This is a genomic window from Myxococcus sp. MH1, from assembly GCF_059738865.1.
Map to the genome: position 1 here is coordinate 7,071,249 of NZ_AP026947.1, position 17,077 is coordinate 7,088,325.

Here is a 17,077-nt window from a genome sequence, read left to right on the forward strand (position 1 = left end):
TCAGATGGATTCCGCGAAGTCCTCGCGGCGGGATTCGAAGAGGACGGACGCGCCCCACAGCAGCACCACCGACACGACGGCCAGCGCGGCCAGCGGGCCCGCGTCCGGCAGGCGGTGCTCGTAGAAGATGGCCTGGTACGACAGCATCAAACTGGCCATGGGGTTGGCCATCAGGATGGTCGTGCGCAGGCCCTCGTCGTGGATGGTGCTCGCCTGGTACAGCACCGGCGTGAGGAAGAACCACATGGTCAGCACGTTGCCGACGATGTGCTGCAGGTCCCGGAACGACACGTTGATGGCCGCGACGATGTACGTGAGCGCCAGCGTGAAGACGAGCTGGATGAGCACCACCAGCGGGAACGCGATGACGTGCCAGGTGGGGTACTGCCCGTAGATGAGCCCCAGGGTCAGCATCAGCGGGAGCGACAGCACGTAGTTGCTCAGGTTCGTCATCACCACCGTGGTCGGCAGCACCTGGGCCGGGAAGCGCACCTTCGTCATCAGGTCGCGCCGGTCACTGATGGCGCTGGCGCCCGCCGTCAGCGACGAGGTGAACCAGATCCACGGCAGCAGCCCCACGAACATGAAGTACGGGTAGTTGGGGATGTTCTGCCGCATCACCATGGTGAAGAGCAGCGCGTACACCAACATGTGCAGCGTGGGATTCAGGAACGTCCAGAGGAAGCCCAGGAACGAGCCGCGGTAGCGGGCCTTGAGCTCACGCTGGACGAGGCTGAGGAGCAGGCCTCGGTATTGGTACAGTTCTCGGACGAGGCGAATCATGAGGGGGCCCTTCATATAGCAGGGCCCGAGTGCGTGCGAGGCAAGCCATACACCCCGCACGATTCCCTCGTGCCCTCTCGCGAAGGGTCGTCTCCCCTCCGTCCAGCCGGCCCTGACGCACGCTTGGCCGTCCCACCCCGCGGGGCCGCCACGCATGCGATGCGAGTCATTGCGTGAGAAAACAAAAAGGCTCCCGGGTTTCCCTGGGAGCCTTCGTTCTGGAGCGGGAAAAGGGATTTGAACCCTCGACCCTCGCCTTGGCAAGGCGATGCTCTACCGCTGAGCTATTCCCGCATCACGTACCGCGACGACGTCTCAACCTTCCGGCGCCCGCACCTTCTCAGGTGAAAACAAAAGGCCCCCTGGTTTCCCAAGGGGCCTTCTTTTGGAGCGGGAAAAGGGATTTGAACCCTCGACCCTCGCCTTGGCAAGGCGATGCTCTACCGCTGAGCTATTCCCGCATCAGGCACCGCTTCAGCCGCGTCGCGTCAGCGCCGCGCCCGAAGTGAGGTGGGGTATACAGAGGCCTCCCAACGGCGTCAAACACTTTTCGCGATCGGCGCCTCGTCTCCCCGCTTCGCGAGCATGGCGAGGAAGGCCCGGAAGTAGACGACCGCGCTCCAGACGGAGAACGCGCCGGACAGGTAGACGAGCACCTTGCCCACGAGGTTGTAGTCCACGGGCGTGCTGAACGAGCCGAGCGTCAGCGGGTGCACGTAGTGGACGCACAGGGAGATGATGCCCACGAGCTGGAGGGAGGTCTTCCACTTCCCCTCCTGGCCGGCGGCGATGACCATGCCCTCGCTGGCGGCGATGGTGCGCAGGCCGCTGACGATGAGCTCGCGGGCGAGCAGGACGATGACGACCCACGCCGCGATGCGTCCGAGCCGCACCATCATCACCAGGGCCGCCATGGCGATGAGCTTGTCGGCCAGGGGGTCCATGAACTTGCCGACCACGGTGATGAGGTTCCACTTGCGCGCCAGGTAGCCGTCGATGACGTCGGTGATGGCGGCGACGGCGAAGACGAGCCCCGCGAACAGGGAGCTGAGCGGGTCCCCGTCGTACATGAGCCAGACGAACGGGGGGATGAGGAAGATGCGCCCCAGCGTCAGCATGTTGGGCAGGTTCCAGAACTCCTGCACCAGCACGCTCGGCTTGCGCTCGGCGCGCCGGCGCGCCCGCTCCTCCCGCTTGCGCTGTTTGCGAATCGCTCGGTCGGTGGCCATGGCGCGCCTTCTAGCGGACCCCAAGCGCGATGAGGGCAAAACCTTCGCCCCCCAGCTCCACCGCCGTGCGCAGCGACTCGCCGGAGGCGGACTTGAGCAGCGGCACCACGCGAGGCGTCAGGTTGCCCTGCCACCCGACCAGGTGTGTCAGCGGCACCGTCACCGGCGCCTCCAGGCGCACCGCCACCGAGCGCAGCGGCCCGGGCAGGCTCAGCAGCACCTGCCCCTGACCGCGCAGGTGGACCAGGTCCAGGTCCGGCGCGATGTCGGAGGGCACCCGGCCATTCTCGAACATCACCGGCTCCTCGAAGGCGAAGACGTTCTCGTCCCGGAAGTAGGCGGAGTCCTCGCCCAGGTCCACCGCCAGGAACGTGCGGCGCTCGGAGGGCTCCAGGTGGAGCACGCCCCGGCCCCGGGCGCGCACCATGCGCGAGGCGCCCTCACCGAAGGGCTTGTCCGTCGCCCGGCCCCGGAAGCGCTTCATCTCTGGCTGGAACGCGAGCTGCCCCTCGAGCGCCACCAGGCCGTCCAGCCGGGTGAGCAGCTCCGTCTCCACGGCGATGCGGAAGCGGCCCTCGCCGAGGGCGAAGGGACCACTCCCCCGCTCCGATTCGAGGGCCAGCGAGGGCGCCAGCACCGACAGGAGCGGCGCGGAGGAGGTCGCCTCACGCGTCGGAGCGGGCCGCGCGGCGACCTTGGTGAGCTGCAGCCGGGACAGCGGCACCGAGGAGGTCGCGGCGGAGGTCTCGTCCGAGGTGGGGCCCGTGCCCGCCGTGGCGGAGGAACCCGACGCGGGGGACGTGCTCGAGCCCGTCTGGAGGGACGCGCCCGCCGAGGCCGCCGCCCCGTGGATGGGCGGCGAACCCACCGCGGCACCCTGGCTCGCCACGTTCGACGCGCCCGAAGCGGTGACGGCTCCGACCGAGGCGGACGCGCCCAAAGAACCGACCGCGCCCGTCGCACCCGGCACACCACCCGCCGAGGACGCTCCCAGCGAGCTACCGACCCCGGACGGGCCTGAACTCCCCGGTGGGCCACCCGCTGCGAACGCTCCCGAGGCGCCACCCGCTCCGGACGCCCCCGAGGAGGAGAGCGCGCCCCCGGCCACCGAGGTTCCCGGCGCGCCAGTCGCTCCGGACGCCCCCGACGCGGAGAGAGCCCCCCCCGACGTGCCGACAGGGCCAGCGGTCGTGAACGGACTCCCCGCATCCTCGCGGGACTGCGACGCGGAGGACTCCGACTCACCACCACCGAGCGCGCTCGGCCCCTCGTCCTCGGCGAAGCGGATCTCCTCTTCCTCGGGCTCCGGGGGCCCAGCCCGCACGGGGGCAGGACTCTCCACCCGCGCCGCGGGCGGCGGCACGGGCGCGGGCGTGGCGCGGGCGAAGTTCTCCCCGGCGATGGCGCGGGACATCTTCTCCGCCATCGCGTCGCTGCCCGCGAGCAGGAAGTGCTCACGCGCGCGGCCGTACTCGCCCATCTGCGCGAGCGCCAGGCCCAGGTAGTTCTGCGCCTTCTGGTGCTCGGGCGACAGGTCCGTGGCCGTCTCGAACTCGCGCACCGCGCGCTGCAGCGCGTTCGTCTTCAGGTACACCAGGCCCAGGTTGACCCGCAGCGTCGGGTCCACCGGGTTGTCGCGCACGAGCATCTCGTAGAGCTCGGCCGCCCTGTCGAACATGCCGAGCTTGAAGAAGCACAGCCCGAGCAGGTTCTGCGCCTTCTCGTTGCGAGGCTGGAGCTGGTGGGCACGCTCCAGGAAGCTCCTGGCCTCGATGACCTTGTTGGCCGCCAGCAGCTCTCCACCACGCTGGAGCTGTTGGAGGAACTCGTCGTCAGCGGGGCTCGTCTCCGGCCGCCCCTTCACGCGCGTCGTCATTCTGGGATGTGAGCTCGCGGGGTCCGCTCTCGGCGGGTCGCTCGCGCTCCTTGTAGTGGTAGTAGAGCTGGAGCACCTTGCGCACGTACCCCTGCGTCTCTTCGTACGGGGGCACCTTGCCGCCGTAGCGCTTCACCGCGTCCGGGCCCGCGTTGTACGCGGCAATCATCTTCACCATGTCGCCGTCGAACATGTTGGCGAGCACGCGCAGATAGCGCACCCCGCCCTCGATGTTGTCGCGCTCGTCGAAGATGTCCTTCACGTACATGTCCGACGCCGTGGCCGGCATCAACTGCATCAGTCCGCTCGCGCCCTTGTGGCTCAGCGCGTTCTTATTGAAGTTGCTCTCCGCGTGCATGATGGCGCGCACGAGCGCCGTCGGGATGCGGTAGCGCACCGCCGCCGCCGCGATGTGCGGGTCCAGGTCCGGCGGCGTGCGGGAGCGCCCCACCACCGGCCGGCTCTTCGCCGGCGCCTGGGTGAACGCCCCCTTCATCTTCTTCGCGCCCTTGGAGCCCGTCGGCGGCACGTTCGTGTAGACGATGGTCCCGTCCTTCTCCACGTACCGGTAGATGGACTCGGACGCGCCCGCCCAGGACGGGAGGCCCAGCACGGCACAGAGCATGAGCGCGGGAATGGCTCGCATATCGGCCCTCGAACCTTAGACACACGCCGGAAAGTCCTCAAGAAAACGCCTTGTTTCCAGCACTTACAGTCGTTAAGGCTGTTGGCCATGCCCCATCGGTTCGACTTTCTCGTCCTGGGAGGCGGCGTGGCGGGCCTCTCCTTCGCCCTCCAGGCGGCCCGGCATGGCACCGTGGCGGTGCTGACCAAGCGCGAGCGAGGCGAGAGCAACACGGCCTACGCCCAGGGTGGCATCGCCAGCGTGCTGGCCCCCACCGACTCCTTCGACGCCCACATCGAGGACACCCTCGTCGCGGGCGCGGGCCTGTGCCACCGGGACGCGGTGGAGGTCACCGTGCGCGAGGGCCCCGAGCGCGTGCGGGAGCTCGTCACGCTGGGCGCGGAGTTCAACCGGCAGACCTCCGGCGAGTTCGACCTGACGCGCGAGGGCGGCCACTCCGCGCGGCGCATCATCCACTCGGGTGACATCACCGGGCGCGAGGTGCAGCGCGCGCTGCTCGCCAGGTGCGACGAGACGCCCAACATCACCTTCTTCGCCAACACGGCCGCCATCGACCTCATCCTGGACCGGCGCCAGCCCAGGCCCGGCGGCAGCCGCTGTCTGGGCGCGTACGCGCTCCTGGAGAACGGCGGCATCGAGCGGTTCCTCGCGAAGGTGACGGTGCTGGCCACCGGCGGCGCGGGCAAGGTGTACCTGTACACGTCCAACCCGGACGTGGCCACGGGGGACGGCGTCGCCATGGCGTACCGCGCGGGCGCGCAGGTGGCCAACATGGAGTTCTACCAGTTCCACCCCACCTGCCTCTTCCACCCGGAGGCCAAGAGCTTCCTCATCAGCGAGGCCCTGCGCGGCGAGGGCGGCAAGCTACGACTCAAGGGCGGGCAGACGTTCATGGAGCGCTACCACCCGCTGGGCGCGCTCGCCCCGCGCGACGTGGTGGCGCGCGCCATCGACGCGGAGATGAAGCGCACCGGCGACGAGTGCGTCTACCTGGACATGACGCACATGGGCCGGGCGTTCCTCACCGAGCGCTTCCCCAACATCTACGCCACCTGCAAGGCGTTCAACATCGACATGGCCGTGCAGCCCATCCCCGTCGTCCCCGCGGCCCACTACCAGTGCGGCGGCGTGGTGACGGACCTGCACGGGCGCACGTCGGTGCCGGGCCTGTACGCCATCGGTGAGGTGTCCTGCACGGGACTGCACGGCGCCAACCGGCTCGCGTCCAACTCGCTGCTGGAGGGGCTCGTGTTCGGTCAGCGCGCCGTGATGGTCGCGGCGGAGGAGCTGGCGTCGCTGCCCACCCCGCGCGAGGACCCGCCGGAGTGGGATCCGGGCAGCGCGGTGGAGTCCGACGAGAGCGTCGTCGTCAGCCACAACTGGGATGAGATCCGCCGGCTCATGTGGAACTACGTGGGCATCGTCCGGACGGACAAGCGGCTGATGCGCGCGCGACGCCGGCTGGAGCTGTTGCGCGAGGAGATTCGTGATTACTACTGGCGCTTCGAGGTGACCCGGGACGTCATCGAGCTGCGCAACATCGCCGATGTGGCCCTGCTCATCGTCGACTGCGCCAGCCGTCGCAAGGAGAGTCGGGGACTGCACTTCACCCTCGACTATCCGCATCCCGATGACCACCACTGGCTGCGAGACACCACCCTTTCCCGGGAGCTGTGAGGGACATGTCCTCCGGACCGCGACACATCCTCGACGCGCCAGGTGGCGGGACTGAGCCTCGCGGCGGAGGCCATCCGTTCGGCACGCCTCCCCCGCCCCAGGCCCCGCAGCCGCGCCCGTGGGTCTGCTACGCCATCATCGGGCTGTGCGTGGCGGTCTTCCTCCTGGAGGAAGCCGGACAGCTGCCGTCCTTCACCGCGCGGCAGCTCCCGCTGGGCGCGCTGTACGGCCCCGCGGTGCAGGAGGGCCAGTACTGGCGGCTGCTCGCGTGCGCGCTGGAGCACGGCGGCATCCTCCACCTCGTCTTCAACATGTCCGTCGTCGTGACGCTGGGCTTCACGCTGGAGCGCGGCATCGGCTCGCTGCGCTTCCTCGGCCTGTCGCTCGTCACGGCACTGGGCTCGTCCGTGTTCTCGCTGCTGTTCAACTTCAACACGCCCATGGTGGGCGCGTCCGGGATGATTCTGGGCTGGGCGGGCGCCATGCTGCCCATCGCCACGCGGCAGGGGCGCCGGGAGCTGGGCATCTGGCTGGTGCAGGTGGCGGTGCTCAGCCTGTTGCCCTTCGTGAGCTGGTCGGGCCACCTGGGCGGCTTCCTCTTCGGCCTGCCGTGCGGCATCGCCCTCCGGCAGGGCCGGCAGGTGTACGCGCTCGCGCTGCCCATCATCCTGTTCCTCTCGGCCCTGGTGGCGCTCTACGCGGCGCACCCCGAGCGGCGCGGAGCCTTCTGACATGTCCGTGCGCAGCATCTGCGTCTTCTGCGGCTCCAGGCCGGGCACCCACCCCGAGTACACTGAGGCCGCGCGCGAGCTGGGCACGGAGCTGGGCCGCCGGGGGATGACGCTCGTCTACGGCGGCGCGAGCGTGGGCCTCATGGGCACCGTCGCCGCCGCCACGCTCGCCGCGGGCGGCCAGGTGGTGGGCGTGCTGCCCCACTTCATGGGCGCGCGGGAGATTGCCCACCTGGGCCTCACCGAGCTCATCCGCGTGGACTCCATGCACGAGCGCAAGGCCCTGATGGCCACGCGCGCGGACGCCTTCGTCGCCCTGCCCGGCGGCTTCGGCACCCTGGACGAGCTCTTCGAAATCGTGACGTGGGCGCAGCTGGGCCTGCACCAGAAGCCCATGGGCCTGCTCGACACGCGCGGCTTCTTCCAGCCGCTGGTGGCGCTGTCCAGGCACCTGGCCACCGAGGGCTTCGTCCCCGAATCCCAGGCCCTGCCCTTCGCGGTGGAGGCCTCACCGGCCGGGCTGCTGGAGCGGCTGCAGGCCGGCCCCACGCTCACCGTCACCGAGAAGTGGCTCAAGCGCCCCGAGCAGACCTGAGGCGCGAGCTGTCCTGCTACTGCGCGGAGACCTTCATCTCCGCCTGCCCCAGCGACGAGGCCAGTCGGAAGGTGACGTGCTCGGTGCCCGGCGGAATCACCGGCTGACCGCTGGCCATCACCGTGGGGAACTGCACCTCGTACCCCACCCAGAAGACGTTGGTGTACGGGTAGTAGGCGCGCATCTCCAAATCGGCGCGGCCCAGGCGGCGGATGCGCACGGGCGTCACCTCACCCGCGGGCGTCACCAGCGCCAGGCGCCAGATGGAGCGACGGAAGTCGAAGTCGAGGTAGCGGTAGTCATTGACGTGCACGCCCAGGAAGAACTCGTGCACCTGGGACGACTCGGCGCGCTCCTCGGCGAGCAGCTCCGCCACCTTCGCCTCGGGCAGCACCTGGAAGGCCGCCTGCCGCTTCACGCGCGCCTCGCGGAAGGTCCACGTCTGCAGCGTCGCCCCCGCGAACAGGCGCGTGTCGAAGCCGTCGTAGATCTCCTGGTGGCCCGTGTACTTCGCGAGCAACGCCCGGTAACGCGACTCCGCGTTCTCGTCCTTCAGCGTGGGGGCCTGCTCGCCCACGGCGATGGGAGGCAGGGAGGAACAGCCGACCAGCGCTCCCAGCAGCGCTCCCGTCGCGAGCAGCTTCTTCAAGGGATGAAGTCCTTGCGGGTGAACAGCGTGGTGAGTCGGTGGCCCGCGGCCTCCACCGCCTCGCGCCCTCCCTCCAACCGGTCGACCAGGGCGAACGCCCCGAGCACCGTGAGCCCCTCGGCCTGGGCCCGCTCGATGGCCTTCAGCGTGGAGCCACCCGTCGTCACCACGTCCTCGACGATGGCCACCTTCGCGCCCGTGCCCAGCCCGCTCAGGCCTTCGATCCACTGGCCGGTGCCGTGGCCCTTGGGCTCCTTGCGGACGATGAACGCGGACAGCGGGTAGCTGGAGAGGTAGCCGGTGAGGCTCACCGCCGAGGCGAGCGGATCCGCGCCGAGCGTCAGCCCGCCCACGCCCACCGCCTCCGGGGCCTCGCGGCGGATGGCGTCCAGGAACAGCCGACCGATGAGGAAGTGCCCCTCGGCCAGCAGCGCCGTGCGCTTGCAGTCGATGTAGAAGTCCGACTCCTTGCCGGACGAGAGCACGACGCGGCGACGCTCGAAGGAGCGCTGCGTGAGCAGCTCCAGCAGCCGGGCCCGGTCTCGGGCGAGAGCATCCACCATCACGACAGGCCCTCCAGGTACGCCACCAGCTCCGACGAGTACCGCAACTGCATCAACAGCTCCGCCCGGCGTGACTCGTCCAGCGACGCGAACACGTCCGCCAGCAGCGAGAGGTCCTGGTTGATGGCGCCCAGCCGCTGCGACACGTCCGAGGCCAGCTCGTCGGCGTCGATCTCCTCCTCGACCCCTTCGGGCGCCAGCGACTCGTCCGTGGCGAGCGCCTTGGCGAGCATGTCCGCCACGGCCGCGCTCAACCGCCCCTCGGACTCCAGCTGGTCGCGCTTGGCCTCGAGGACCTCCGGCTCCACCGGCGTGGCGTGGATGGCCTCCGCCAGCGACATGAGGAGCGCGTCCTCGTCCGACAGGTCGGTGTGCACGCGCGCCTGCACCGCGTCGCGCTTGAGAAAGCGCAGCGCCGCCACGCGACGGAACCCGCACACCAGCTGGTAGCGGTCGTTGCCCCGGGGACGCACGTCCACCGGGAACAGCTGCCCCAGCCGCGCGATGTCCGTGGCCAGCCCGGACACGTCCCCCTCGGGCCGCAGCCGGTACGCCGACTCGTCCTCCAGGCGCTCCAGCGGCATCAACACCGTCACCACCCGCCCCGCGAGGCGCTCCTCGGGCGCGGCGAGCAGCTCGGACTCCTCGTCCTCCTCCGCTCCGGACGCCTCGGCCCCGCCCGGGGCCCCCTCAGAGGACGCTGCCTCGGACTCCTCGCCTGGCGCTCCGGTGAAGGACGACGCCGCGGACTCCTGGCCGGGCGCCCCATCGGTGGACGACGCCTCCGCGGACTCCTGGCGGGGAGCGCCCTCGGAGGTCGCGGGCTCCGACGACGCCGCGGACTCGCTGCTCGAGGCCTCCGACGGGGACTTCTCCTGGGACTCTTCCGACGAACCCACCGACGACTCCATGCTCCGCTCGGGCTCGCCCGTGCTGGGCGCGCCTTCGGCGGCGATTGCCTGGGACTCCGGTGAACCGCCTTCCGGCGCCGACGCACCCGCTTCGGGCGCGGGGGAATCGACCGGGGCGGACTCCCCGACGGCTCCCTCTATACGCGACGACTCTGACGGCGCGCCGTCCTGGCTTGCGCCATCGCCCCGCGCCGACATCGCCTCGGGCGCGGACGACGAGCCACCCTCCGGAGAACCCGGCATCCCTTCCTCTCCGTCAACCCTGTGCTCGGCGTCCATGGTGGCACCCCTGGTCTGCCCACTCCCGCGCCACCGACTCCGGCGGCGCGGGCTGTGTGCTCTAGCGGGTCTTCTTCTTCACCACGACCTTCTTCTTGGCGCCAGCACCCACCGAGAAGGGCGTTGGCGGCTCGGCAGAAGTCGTCTGCTCCACGGGCGGCGGCGTCGGACGCGTCTCGGCCCGGGGGGGCGGAGGCGGCGGCAGAGGCTTGCTCGAGGGGCGGGCCACCGTCGTGGGCGCCGCGGCGGGCGTCGTGGGACGGGCCGGGGGCGCCGGCGGACGCGCGGGAGGCGTCGGCGGGCGGGCGGGCGTCGTCGTGGTGCGCACGGGGGTCGCCGTCGTCGGCCGCGTCACGGCCGTGGGACGGGCCACCACGGGGCGCTCCGAAGGCAGGCGGCCGGGCTCCACGTCACCCATGTCCACGCGGCCGCGGAAGCTGGCGCCGTCCACGATGATGACGCGCGGGGCGTGGATGTCGCCCACCATGCGGCCCTCGCGGGTCAGCTCCACGCTCTCCGTGGCGTTGATGTTGCCCACCACCACGCCGCTGACGATGGCGTTCTTCACCGCCACGTTCGCCTTCACCACACCCGAAGGCTCCACGATGAGGGTGCGGCTGAGCGTCAGCTCTCCCTCCACGCGGCCCCGGACGGTGAGGTCCTCGTCGCCCGTCAACCGGCCGCTGATGAGGATGGAAGGCCCCACCACGGTGTTGTTGACGGCGGTGCTACCGCTCAACTCCTTCGGGGTGGCCACGAATCAGCGCTCCTTCATGTCCATGTCGACGTTGCCCTTGAAGGAGGCACCATCGGCGATGAGGATGCGCGGCGCCTTGATGTCGCCCACCACGCGGCAGTCCGTCTTCAGCTCGACCTTGTCGCTGGCGACGATGTTGCCCGTCACCCGGCCGGCGATCTCCACGTTCTGCGTCTCGATGTCCGCCTCGACGACGCCGCTGCCCTCCACGTAGAGGCTCTCCTTGAGGGAGATCTTCCCCTTCACGGTGCCCTGGATGACCAGGTCCTCGTCTCCGGAAATCTCTCCGTCGATGACGATGCTCGAACCAATGACCGTATTCGCCATGAGTGTTGTCCGCCCTCTCGAAAGGTGTGTGCCGCGTCCGCCCGCGGCGTGAGCTTCAGATGTCGTCCGGCAGCCGGACGTCCATCTCGATGGAGCCGTTGAACACGGCGCCATCCTCGATGACGACGCGCGGCGCCTTGATGTCGCCAGCCACCTTCGCCGAGGCGTTGATGGCCACGCGGGTCGAGGCGTCGATGTTGCCGCTCGCCTCGCCGTTGATGGTCAACTCCTCGGCCCGGATGTCCGCCTGCACCTTCCCGGTGCTCTCGATGGTGAGGTGGTTCTTCAGGGCAATCTGCCCCTCCACCCGCCCCTCGATGACAAGGTCCCCACCACCCGTGAGGTTCCCCTTGATGACGATGCCCTTGCCGATGATGCCCGTTTCACCCGTTGCCATGCGGTGACCTCACCCAGAGCCCGCTCCTCCCGAGGAGCCGAGCGCCTTGATTATGTCAGAGATGCGCGGAGATCCAGCCGGAGATATCCCGGAACACCTCGGCGCGCCCCACCTCGTTGAGCGGCTCGTGCTTCATGCCGGGGTACTCCTTGAACTTCTTGTCCGCCGAGCCCGCCGTCTCGAAGAACACCCGCGCCGCCGCGGGCGCCGCCACCCCGTCCTCCGCGCCGCACAGCACGAACAGCGGGACTTGAATCTTCGGGGCGAGCAACATCGCCTCCGCCTGCGCCTTGGTGGATTCGATGAACCAGCGCGGCGTGGCGATGGACAGGTAGAGCGGATCCTCCCGGGTGGCGCGCTGGACCTCCGTGTCCCGGGTCAGGTCCTCCACCTTGAGCCCGGAGGCGATGCCCAGCCAGGGCACCAGCGCTCCCGCCGCCTTCGCGGCCATCACCTTCACGGCGGGCGGGGTGATCGCCAGCTTGAAGTACGGGCCCGACAGCACCAGCCCGGAGAGGCCCTCCACCTTGCGGGCGCCCACCCAGTGCGCGGCCATCAGCCCGCCGTGGCTGTGGGCCAGGGCGAACGTCTTCGCGCCGCCGGCCGCCGCGCGCACGCGCTCCCAGAACACCTCCAGGTCGTCCACGTAGTGCGGCCACTTCTCCGCGTAGGCGCGGCGTCCCTCCGCGCGCCCGTGGCCGCGGTAGTCGAAGCCGTGCACCGCGAAGCCGTCCGCCACCAGCGCGTCCGTCACGTACTGGTAGCGGCCGAAGTGGTCTCCGTAGCCGTGCACCACCGCGACGTGCGCTCGCGGCTCCGCGTCCGGCAGGTGCGTCTTCCAGAAGAGCCGCGTCCCGTCCCGGCCGGTGAAGTAGCCCTCGTCATGGCGAGCCATAGGCCCAGCAACTTAGCGGCCCGCCGCACCCGTGGATAGCGCCTTGAGCTTGCGCTCCAGGGCCTCGCGCTGGCCCGGGGGCTCGGCGGACTCGGGGTCCAGCGACAACACCTCCAGCGCCCGGCGCCACGCCCCCGCCGCCTCCGGTCCCCGGGCGGCGCGCTGATAGGCGTCCCCCAGGTGCTCGAGGATGACGGGCTCGTCCGGCGCCAGCGTGGAGGCCCGCTCCAGCACCTCCACCGCGCGAGGGTAGTCCCCGCGGCGGAAGTAGACCCACCCCAGCGAGTCCAGGAACGCGCCGTTGTCGGGGCGCAGCTCCAGCGCGCGCAGCACCAGCCGCTCGGCCTCGTCCAGGTGACGTCCGCTCTGCGCCAGCAGGTAGCCCAGGAAGTTGAGCGCGGGCGCGTGGTCCGGCTCCACCTCCAGCACCGCGCGCATGCGCGCCTGCGCGCCCGCCATGTCCCCCTGCCGCTCGAAGGCCGCGCCCATCACGTACTGGAGGGCCGGGTCCTTCGGCATCCGAGCCAGGGCCTCGCGCAGCAGCACCAGCGCCTCCGCCCCCCTTCCCTGCCGCTGCAGCGTGGCGGCCAGCGCGTCGTAGAGCGCCGCGGACTGCTGCCGGGACAGCCCTTCCTTCAGCACGGACTCGGCGCGCGCGGGCGTGCCGCCCCGCTCCAGCGCCCGGGCGTACTGCGCGCGGACCTCCAGGTCATCGGGCGAGTCCTGGAGCGCGGCCCGCAGGAGCGCCAGGGCACGCGGGTGCTGGCCCGACAGCGACAGGCACTTCGCCAGGCGCACCCGCGCGTCGGGGTAGATGTCCGAGCCCTCCGGCACGGAGGCGAATGCCTTGGCCGCCTCGGGGAAGCGCCGCAGGCGCTCGTGCACCAGGCCCACGTAGTAGGCCAGCCGGGGCTCGCCATCGCTGGCGCTCCGAGCGGCCTCCAGCACCTGCACGGCGGCGTCCGGCTCGCGCTCGGACAGGTAGCTGAAGGCCACCCGCACCGCCGTCTCCGGCTCACCCGACAGCGACAGGAGCCGGTCGAAGTACGCCCGCGCCCGCACCGGAGAGCCCGCCTTGAGCGCCGAGCGTCCCGCGGCCAGGAGCACCTCCTGACTGTCCGGCTCGCGCTCCAGCGCCTTCGCCAGCGTCTCCTCGGCCTTGCCTGGACGCCCCGTCTCCTCGTACAGCTTCGCCAGCGTGCCCAGCACCTCCACGTCCCCGGGGTCCCTCGTGGCCGCCTCGGCGAGCAGCCGCTCGGCGCGGGCCGTGTCGCCGCGCTCGGCCAGGGCCAGCCCCAGCCGCCGGTAACCGGAGGCCTCTCCCGGCAGCGCGCGGGACAGGGACTCCACCACCTTCACGGCCTCCGCCGGGGAGCCGGACTCCAGGTAGAGCTGGGCGAGGACCAGGTACGCCTCGGGCTCGCGCGGCTTGAGGGCCACGGCGCGGCGCAGGTGCAGGCGCGCGCGGGTGAAGCGGCCCGACTCCATCAGCACGCGGCCCAGGAGCACATGTGCCGGGTAGTACGCCGAGGAGCGCTCCACCGCGCGGCGCAGCTCCCGCTCCGCCTTGTCCAGGTCTCCCAGCCGGGCGTACTCCTCCGCCAGCCGGGTGAGCAGCAGCGGGTGGCCGTCATCCGTGGCCAGCGCCAGCCGCAGCGCATCCACCGCGCCCCGGTGGTCTCCGGCGTGGTGGAGCAACCGGGCCCGCAGGTACTGGGTGTAGCTGGCGGACGAGGAGAAGGCCCCGTCGTCCGTGGCCGCCGCGTCCATCGCCTCCCGCATGGCCTCCCGGTCGACGCGGGGACGCCGCGACGCGGGCGCCGTCGCCAGGGCCTGGGGCCCGGACAAGGCGACGAGCAGGACGGCGACGAGGAGGCGGGAGGGGCTCACGCGAGGTGGAAGTCTAGCGCGGCCCCAGCCGCCTTGCAGGGTCTCAGGTCTCCTCGGGAGGCGGCGCGCCCAGCTTCTCGAGCAGCTTCTCCACCGGGTCGCTGTCCTGGCTCACGTCCGCCACCGCCGAGCGGTACTCGGTGTCCGTCGCCTTCTCCACGTCGGGCATCAGGCGGCTGATGACGGCGCGAGCGGCCTCCGCGTTGCACTCGGGCAGGACGACGACGAAGACACCCGCGCCCAGGTGGGAGATGGCATCCGGGTGGCGCACCCGCTTGCGCATCACGTCCGCGATGTTGTTCGGGACGGGCTCCACGGGCCGGTCGGGCCGCAGCACCGCCAGGCTCAGGGCCCGGTGGTAGCGCCGGCTGCGGGCCAGCTCCTGCTCCAGCCGGAGCAGCAGCCCGCGCCGGTCATGCAGCCCCGTGGCCGGGTCGCTCCCGGTGCGGCGCTGGAGCGAGGGCTGGGAGCGCTCCCGCTCCTGCTGCTCGCGCTCACCCTGGCGCAGCTTGAGCGCGCGGTCCGTGCGGTTGAGCAGCTCCACCGCGTTGAACGGCTTGCTCATGTAGTCCACCGCGCCCAGGTTGAGCGAGCGGACCTTCTCCGCGACGCCCTGGTGCGCGGACAGCAGGATGACGGGGATGTGCGCCGTGTCGGAAGACGACTTGAGCGCCATGGCCGCGTCCAGGCCGTCCAGCTTGGGCAGGAACACGTCCATGACCACCAGGTCCGGCCGCTGCGCGCGCGCACGGGCCAGGCCCTCCGCGCCGTCGCGAGCCACCTCCACGCGGTACTTCGAGCGCAGCACCTCCGACAGCACCGCGGCGATCTCGGGCTCGTCCTCCACCACCAGCACGCGCGGCTGCTCCGTCACCGACGACGTGGCGACCACGGGTCGGGGGTTGCGCGGCGCCTCCTGCGCGAGCGGCAGCGTGAAGACGAAGAGGCACCCGTGCTCGGGCGGGCTCTCCGCCCAGATCTCGCCGCCGTGCAGCTCCACGAACTCCTTGCAGATGGCGAGCCCCAGCCCCGTCCCCTTGCCGCCGTGACGGTACCGGTCGAACACCAGGTGCAGCTCGTCCTGGGGGATGCCCACGCCGTCGTCCTGCACGCACACCTTCGCCGCGTCACCGTCCGGACGGCCCAGCCGCCGCGTGGACACGACGACCTCACCCGCGTCGCGCGCGTGGTGGATGGCGTTGGTGATGAGGTTCTGCAGCACCTCGTGCAGCTTCACCTCGTCACCGATGAGCATCAGGCTGTCGGGGCAGTCCGCGCGCAGGGACACGCCCCGCTCGGCCGCCAATATCTCCAGCTCGTTGACCGCGTCACGGCACAGCTGCGCGACGTCCAGCACACGGGGCTCGATGGACAGCCGCGCCGCCTCGCCCTTGCCCTTCTCCAGGAGCGACTCGACCAGGCCGAGGATCTTCTTGCCCTGGCGGATCATCGCCTCCGCGGACTGCTTCTGCTGCGACTCCAGCGGCCCTTCCAGCAGCAGGCGGCCATGGCCCAGCAGCACCTGGAGCGGCGCGCGCAGGTCGTGGCTCACCACCGCGATGATCTCATCCTTCAGGCGGTTGAGCTCCTTGAGCCGGCGGTTCGCCTCGAGCAGCTCGTGGTAGCGCTCGACGTACGCCAGCTCCAGGTCCTCGCGCTTCTTCTTCACCGCGGTGTGCAGCCGCGCGTTGCGGATGGAGTTGGCCAGCACGCCGGCCACGGCCTGGGTGAACTCCTGCTCGTCGCGGCCGAAGGACGCGTCCATGCGCGACACGCGCAGGAACAGCGCGCCCAGCAGGTCGTCCTGGCAGATGAGCGGCTGCACCAGGATGGACTTCACGCCCAGGGGCACGATGGATGTGCGCACCTCCGCCATGAGCGGATCCCGCTGCGCCTCCTCGATGAGCACCGGCTCTCGCGTCTCCAGCGCGCGGCGCAGCTCCGGATAGCGCGCCACCTCGATGTCAAGCTGCACGAGGCTGGGGTCCTCCTGCGTCGCCACCACCTTGCCCGTGCGCGCGTGGCTGCCCTCCACCAGCACCACCGAGCAGCGGTCCGTCCCGGTGACGCGCCCCACCTTGTCCACCGCGATGCGGAGGATCTCCTCCAGCTCCAGCGAGCTGGTCGCCGCCTGGGTGATCTCCAGCAGCATCCCCATGCGCAGCCGGACGCGCTCCTCGCGGTCCTTCAGCCGTCCCGCCCTGAGCGCGGCCTCCAGCCGGGGCACCACCTCGTCCGCGCCGCGAATCCAGTCATCCACCGCCAGGCGCTTGAAGGCCTCCGCCGACCGGGACTTGCCCAGGTCCACCACCACGGGCAACCGCTGCAGCCGCTCCACCCGACGCAGGGACTCGAGCAGCTCCGCGGCGCGCTTGGCCGTCACCGACAGCAGCACGACCTCGGGTTGCAGCGAGTCCGCCAGCTCCGCCAGCCCGGTGTCCTTCTCGGCCGCCGCGCAGTGGTAGCCGCTGGCGGTCAGCCGCTCCATCAAGGCGTCGCCGGACTCCTTCCCGGCCACCACCAGCACGCGTCCCCGCTGATCCGCCTGCATCTCGACTCTCACAGTGAACCTCGCGCCGCGGCGGCCCTGTGCGGGCGCCACTGGGGAGGCTGCAAAAACCCGTTGAATGCGGAAGGGTTCATGGTTCGGTTTCCGAATCTTGCCGCCGTTCACGTCCGTGGGCCAGAGCGGCGCACGGCCGGTGGCGACCGGGACTGTGAGTGGAGATGCCCGGGCGCCACGCCCATCGTGGCTTCCCACACCCACGCCCCTGGAGCACTTCCACCCCATGTCCCCCACTCCGGGGGCAGAACGGGCGCGCGCCAACACCGCGCGGTGGGAATCCTTCCCACGCCCGCCATGACCTGGCGC

At 70.9% G+C, this 17,077-nt stretch carries 16 protein-coding genes and 2 tRNA genes; 3 read left to right on the forward strand and 15 right to left on the reverse strand.

The features are described 5' to 3' along the window. From AC6JA9_RS27450 to AC6JA9_RS27475, 6 genes are all read right to left on the reverse strand, one after another. Positions 1-783: an ABC transporter permease gene (locus tag AC6JA9_RS27450; RefSeq protein WP_408889911.1), complete on the reverse strand. Its 783-nt coding sequence runs from the start codon at positions 781-783 to the stop codon at positions 1-3. 219 nt (positions 784-1,002) lie between these two features. Further along, a tRNA-Gly gene (locus AC6JA9_RS27455) sits at positions 1,003-1,077 on the reverse strand. A gap of 92 nt (positions 1,078-1,169) precedes the next feature. Then, positions 1,170-1,244 (reverse strand) — tRNA-Gly (locus AC6JA9_RS27460). A gap of 78 nt (positions 1,245-1,322) precedes the next feature. Then, entirely contained in the window at positions 1,323-2,012 is a 690-nt protein-coding gene (pgsA, locus tag AC6JA9_RS27465; RefSeq protein ID WP_141324607.1) for a CDP-diacylglycerol--glycerol-3-phosphate 3-phosphatidyltransferase, read from the reverse strand. A gap of 10 nt (positions 2,013-2,022) precedes the next feature. Beyond that, entirely contained in the window at positions 2,023-3,888 is a 1,866-nt protein-coding gene (locus AC6JA9_RS27470; protein WP_497958084.1) for a tetratricopeptide repeat protein, read from the reverse strand. Next, the gene (locus AC6JA9_RS27475; RefSeq protein ID WP_223751659.1) at positions 3,845-4,534 is read right to left on the reverse strand and encodes a lytic transglycosylase domain-containing protein; all 690 of its coding nucleotides are present in this window, start codon (positions 4,532-4,534) and stop codon (positions 3,845-3,847) included. Before AC6JA9_RS27475 ends, AC6JA9_RS27470 begins: the two co-directional genes overlap by 44 nt. 87 nt (positions 4,535-4,621) lie before the next feature. Here AC6JA9_RS27475 and nadB point away from each other — a divergent pair, with 87 nt between their 5' ends. The 3 genes from nadB to AC6JA9_RS27490 are packed head-to-tail and all read left to right on the forward strand — an operon-like array spanning position 4,622 to position 7,537. Then, positions 4,622-6,211 carry an L-aspartate oxidase gene (gene nadB / locus AC6JA9_RS27480; RefSeq protein WP_223751660.1) on the forward strand — a complete coding sequence of 530 codons (1,590 nt, stop codon included), beginning with the start codon at positions 4,622-4,624 and terminating at the stop codon, positions 6,209-6,211. A 5-nt stretch (positions 6,212-6,216) separates the two neighbouring features. Then, positions 6,217-6,942, forward strand: a complete 726-nt coding sequence (locus AC6JA9_RS27485) for a rhomboid family intramembrane serine protease (RefSeq protein WP_223785388.1) — start codon at positions 6,217-6,219, stop codon at positions 6,940-6,942. Between the two features lies 1 nt (position 6,943). Beyond that, positions 6,944-7,537, forward strand: a complete 594-nt coding sequence (locus AC6JA9_RS27490; protein ID WP_497958085.1) for an LOG family protein — start codon at positions 6,944-6,946, stop codon at positions 7,535-7,537. Positions 7,538-7,553: 16 nt separating this feature from the next. Here the strand turns inward: AC6JA9_RS27490 and AC6JA9_RS27495 are convergent, their stop codons facing one another. The 9 genes from AC6JA9_RS27495 to AC6JA9_RS27535 all read right to left on the reverse strand — a co-directional run bounded on the left by AC6JA9_RS27495 (position 7,554) and on the right by AC6JA9_RS27535 (position 16,756). Further along, entirely contained in the window at positions 7,554-8,186 is a 633-nt protein-coding gene (locus tag AC6JA9_RS27495) for a hypothetical protein (protein WP_223751663.1), read from the reverse strand. Beyond that, a complete protein-coding gene (pyrE, locus tag AC6JA9_RS27500) occupies positions 8,183-8,749 on the reverse strand; it encodes an orotate phosphoribosyltransferase (RefSeq protein ID WP_074955483.1) in 567 nt (188 codons plus the stop codon). Before pyrE ends, AC6JA9_RS27495 begins: the two co-directional genes overlap by 4 nt. Continuing rightward, positions 8,749-9,648 carry a ParB/RepB/Spo0J family partition protein gene (locus AC6JA9_RS27505; RefSeq protein ID WP_223751664.1) on the reverse strand — a complete coding sequence of 300 codons (900 nt, stop codon included), beginning with the start codon at positions 9,646-9,648 and terminating at the stop codon, positions 8,749-8,751. Before AC6JA9_RS27505 ends, pyrE begins: the two co-directional genes overlap by 1 nt. 352 nt (positions 9,649-10,000) lie before the next feature. Then, positions 10,001-10,696 carry a bactofilin BacP gene (bacP, locus tag AC6JA9_RS27510; RefSeq protein ID WP_223751665.1) on the reverse strand — a complete coding sequence of 232 codons (696 nt, stop codon included), beginning with the start codon at positions 10,694-10,696 and terminating at the stop codon, positions 10,001-10,003. Positions 10,697-10,699: 3 nt separating this feature from the next. Beyond that, on the reverse strand, positions 10,700-11,023 hold the full coding sequence (locus AC6JA9_RS27515) for a bactofilin family protein (RefSeq protein ID WP_002636698.1): 324 nt from the start codon (positions 11,021-11,023) through the stop codon (positions 10,700-10,702). 55 nt (positions 11,024-11,078) lie between these two features. Continuing rightward, positions 11,079-11,420 (reverse strand): bactofilin BacN, encoded by a 342-nt coding sequence (gene bacN / locus AC6JA9_RS27520; RefSeq protein ID WP_046714731.1) that lies wholly within the window; start codon positions 11,418-11,420, stop codon positions 11,079-11,081. A gap of 55 nt (positions 11,421-11,475) precedes the next feature. Then, positions 11,476-12,315: an alpha/beta hydrolase gene (locus AC6JA9_RS27525; protein ID WP_223785391.1), complete on the reverse strand. Its 840-nt coding sequence runs from the start codon at positions 12,313-12,315 to the stop codon at positions 11,476-11,478. Positions 12,316-12,327: 12 nt separating this feature from the next. Next, a complete protein-coding gene (locus AC6JA9_RS27530) occupies positions 12,328-14,205 on the reverse strand; it encodes a tetratricopeptide repeat protein (protein ID WP_497958086.1) in 1,878 nt (625 codons plus the stop codon). Positions 14,206-14,248: 43 nt separating this feature from the next. Beyond that, a complete protein-coding gene (locus AC6JA9_RS27535; RefSeq protein WP_497958087.1) occupies positions 14,249-16,756 on the reverse strand; it encodes an ATP-binding protein in 2,508 nt (835 codons plus the stop codon). Positions 16,757-17,077 lie beyond the last annotated feature (321 nt).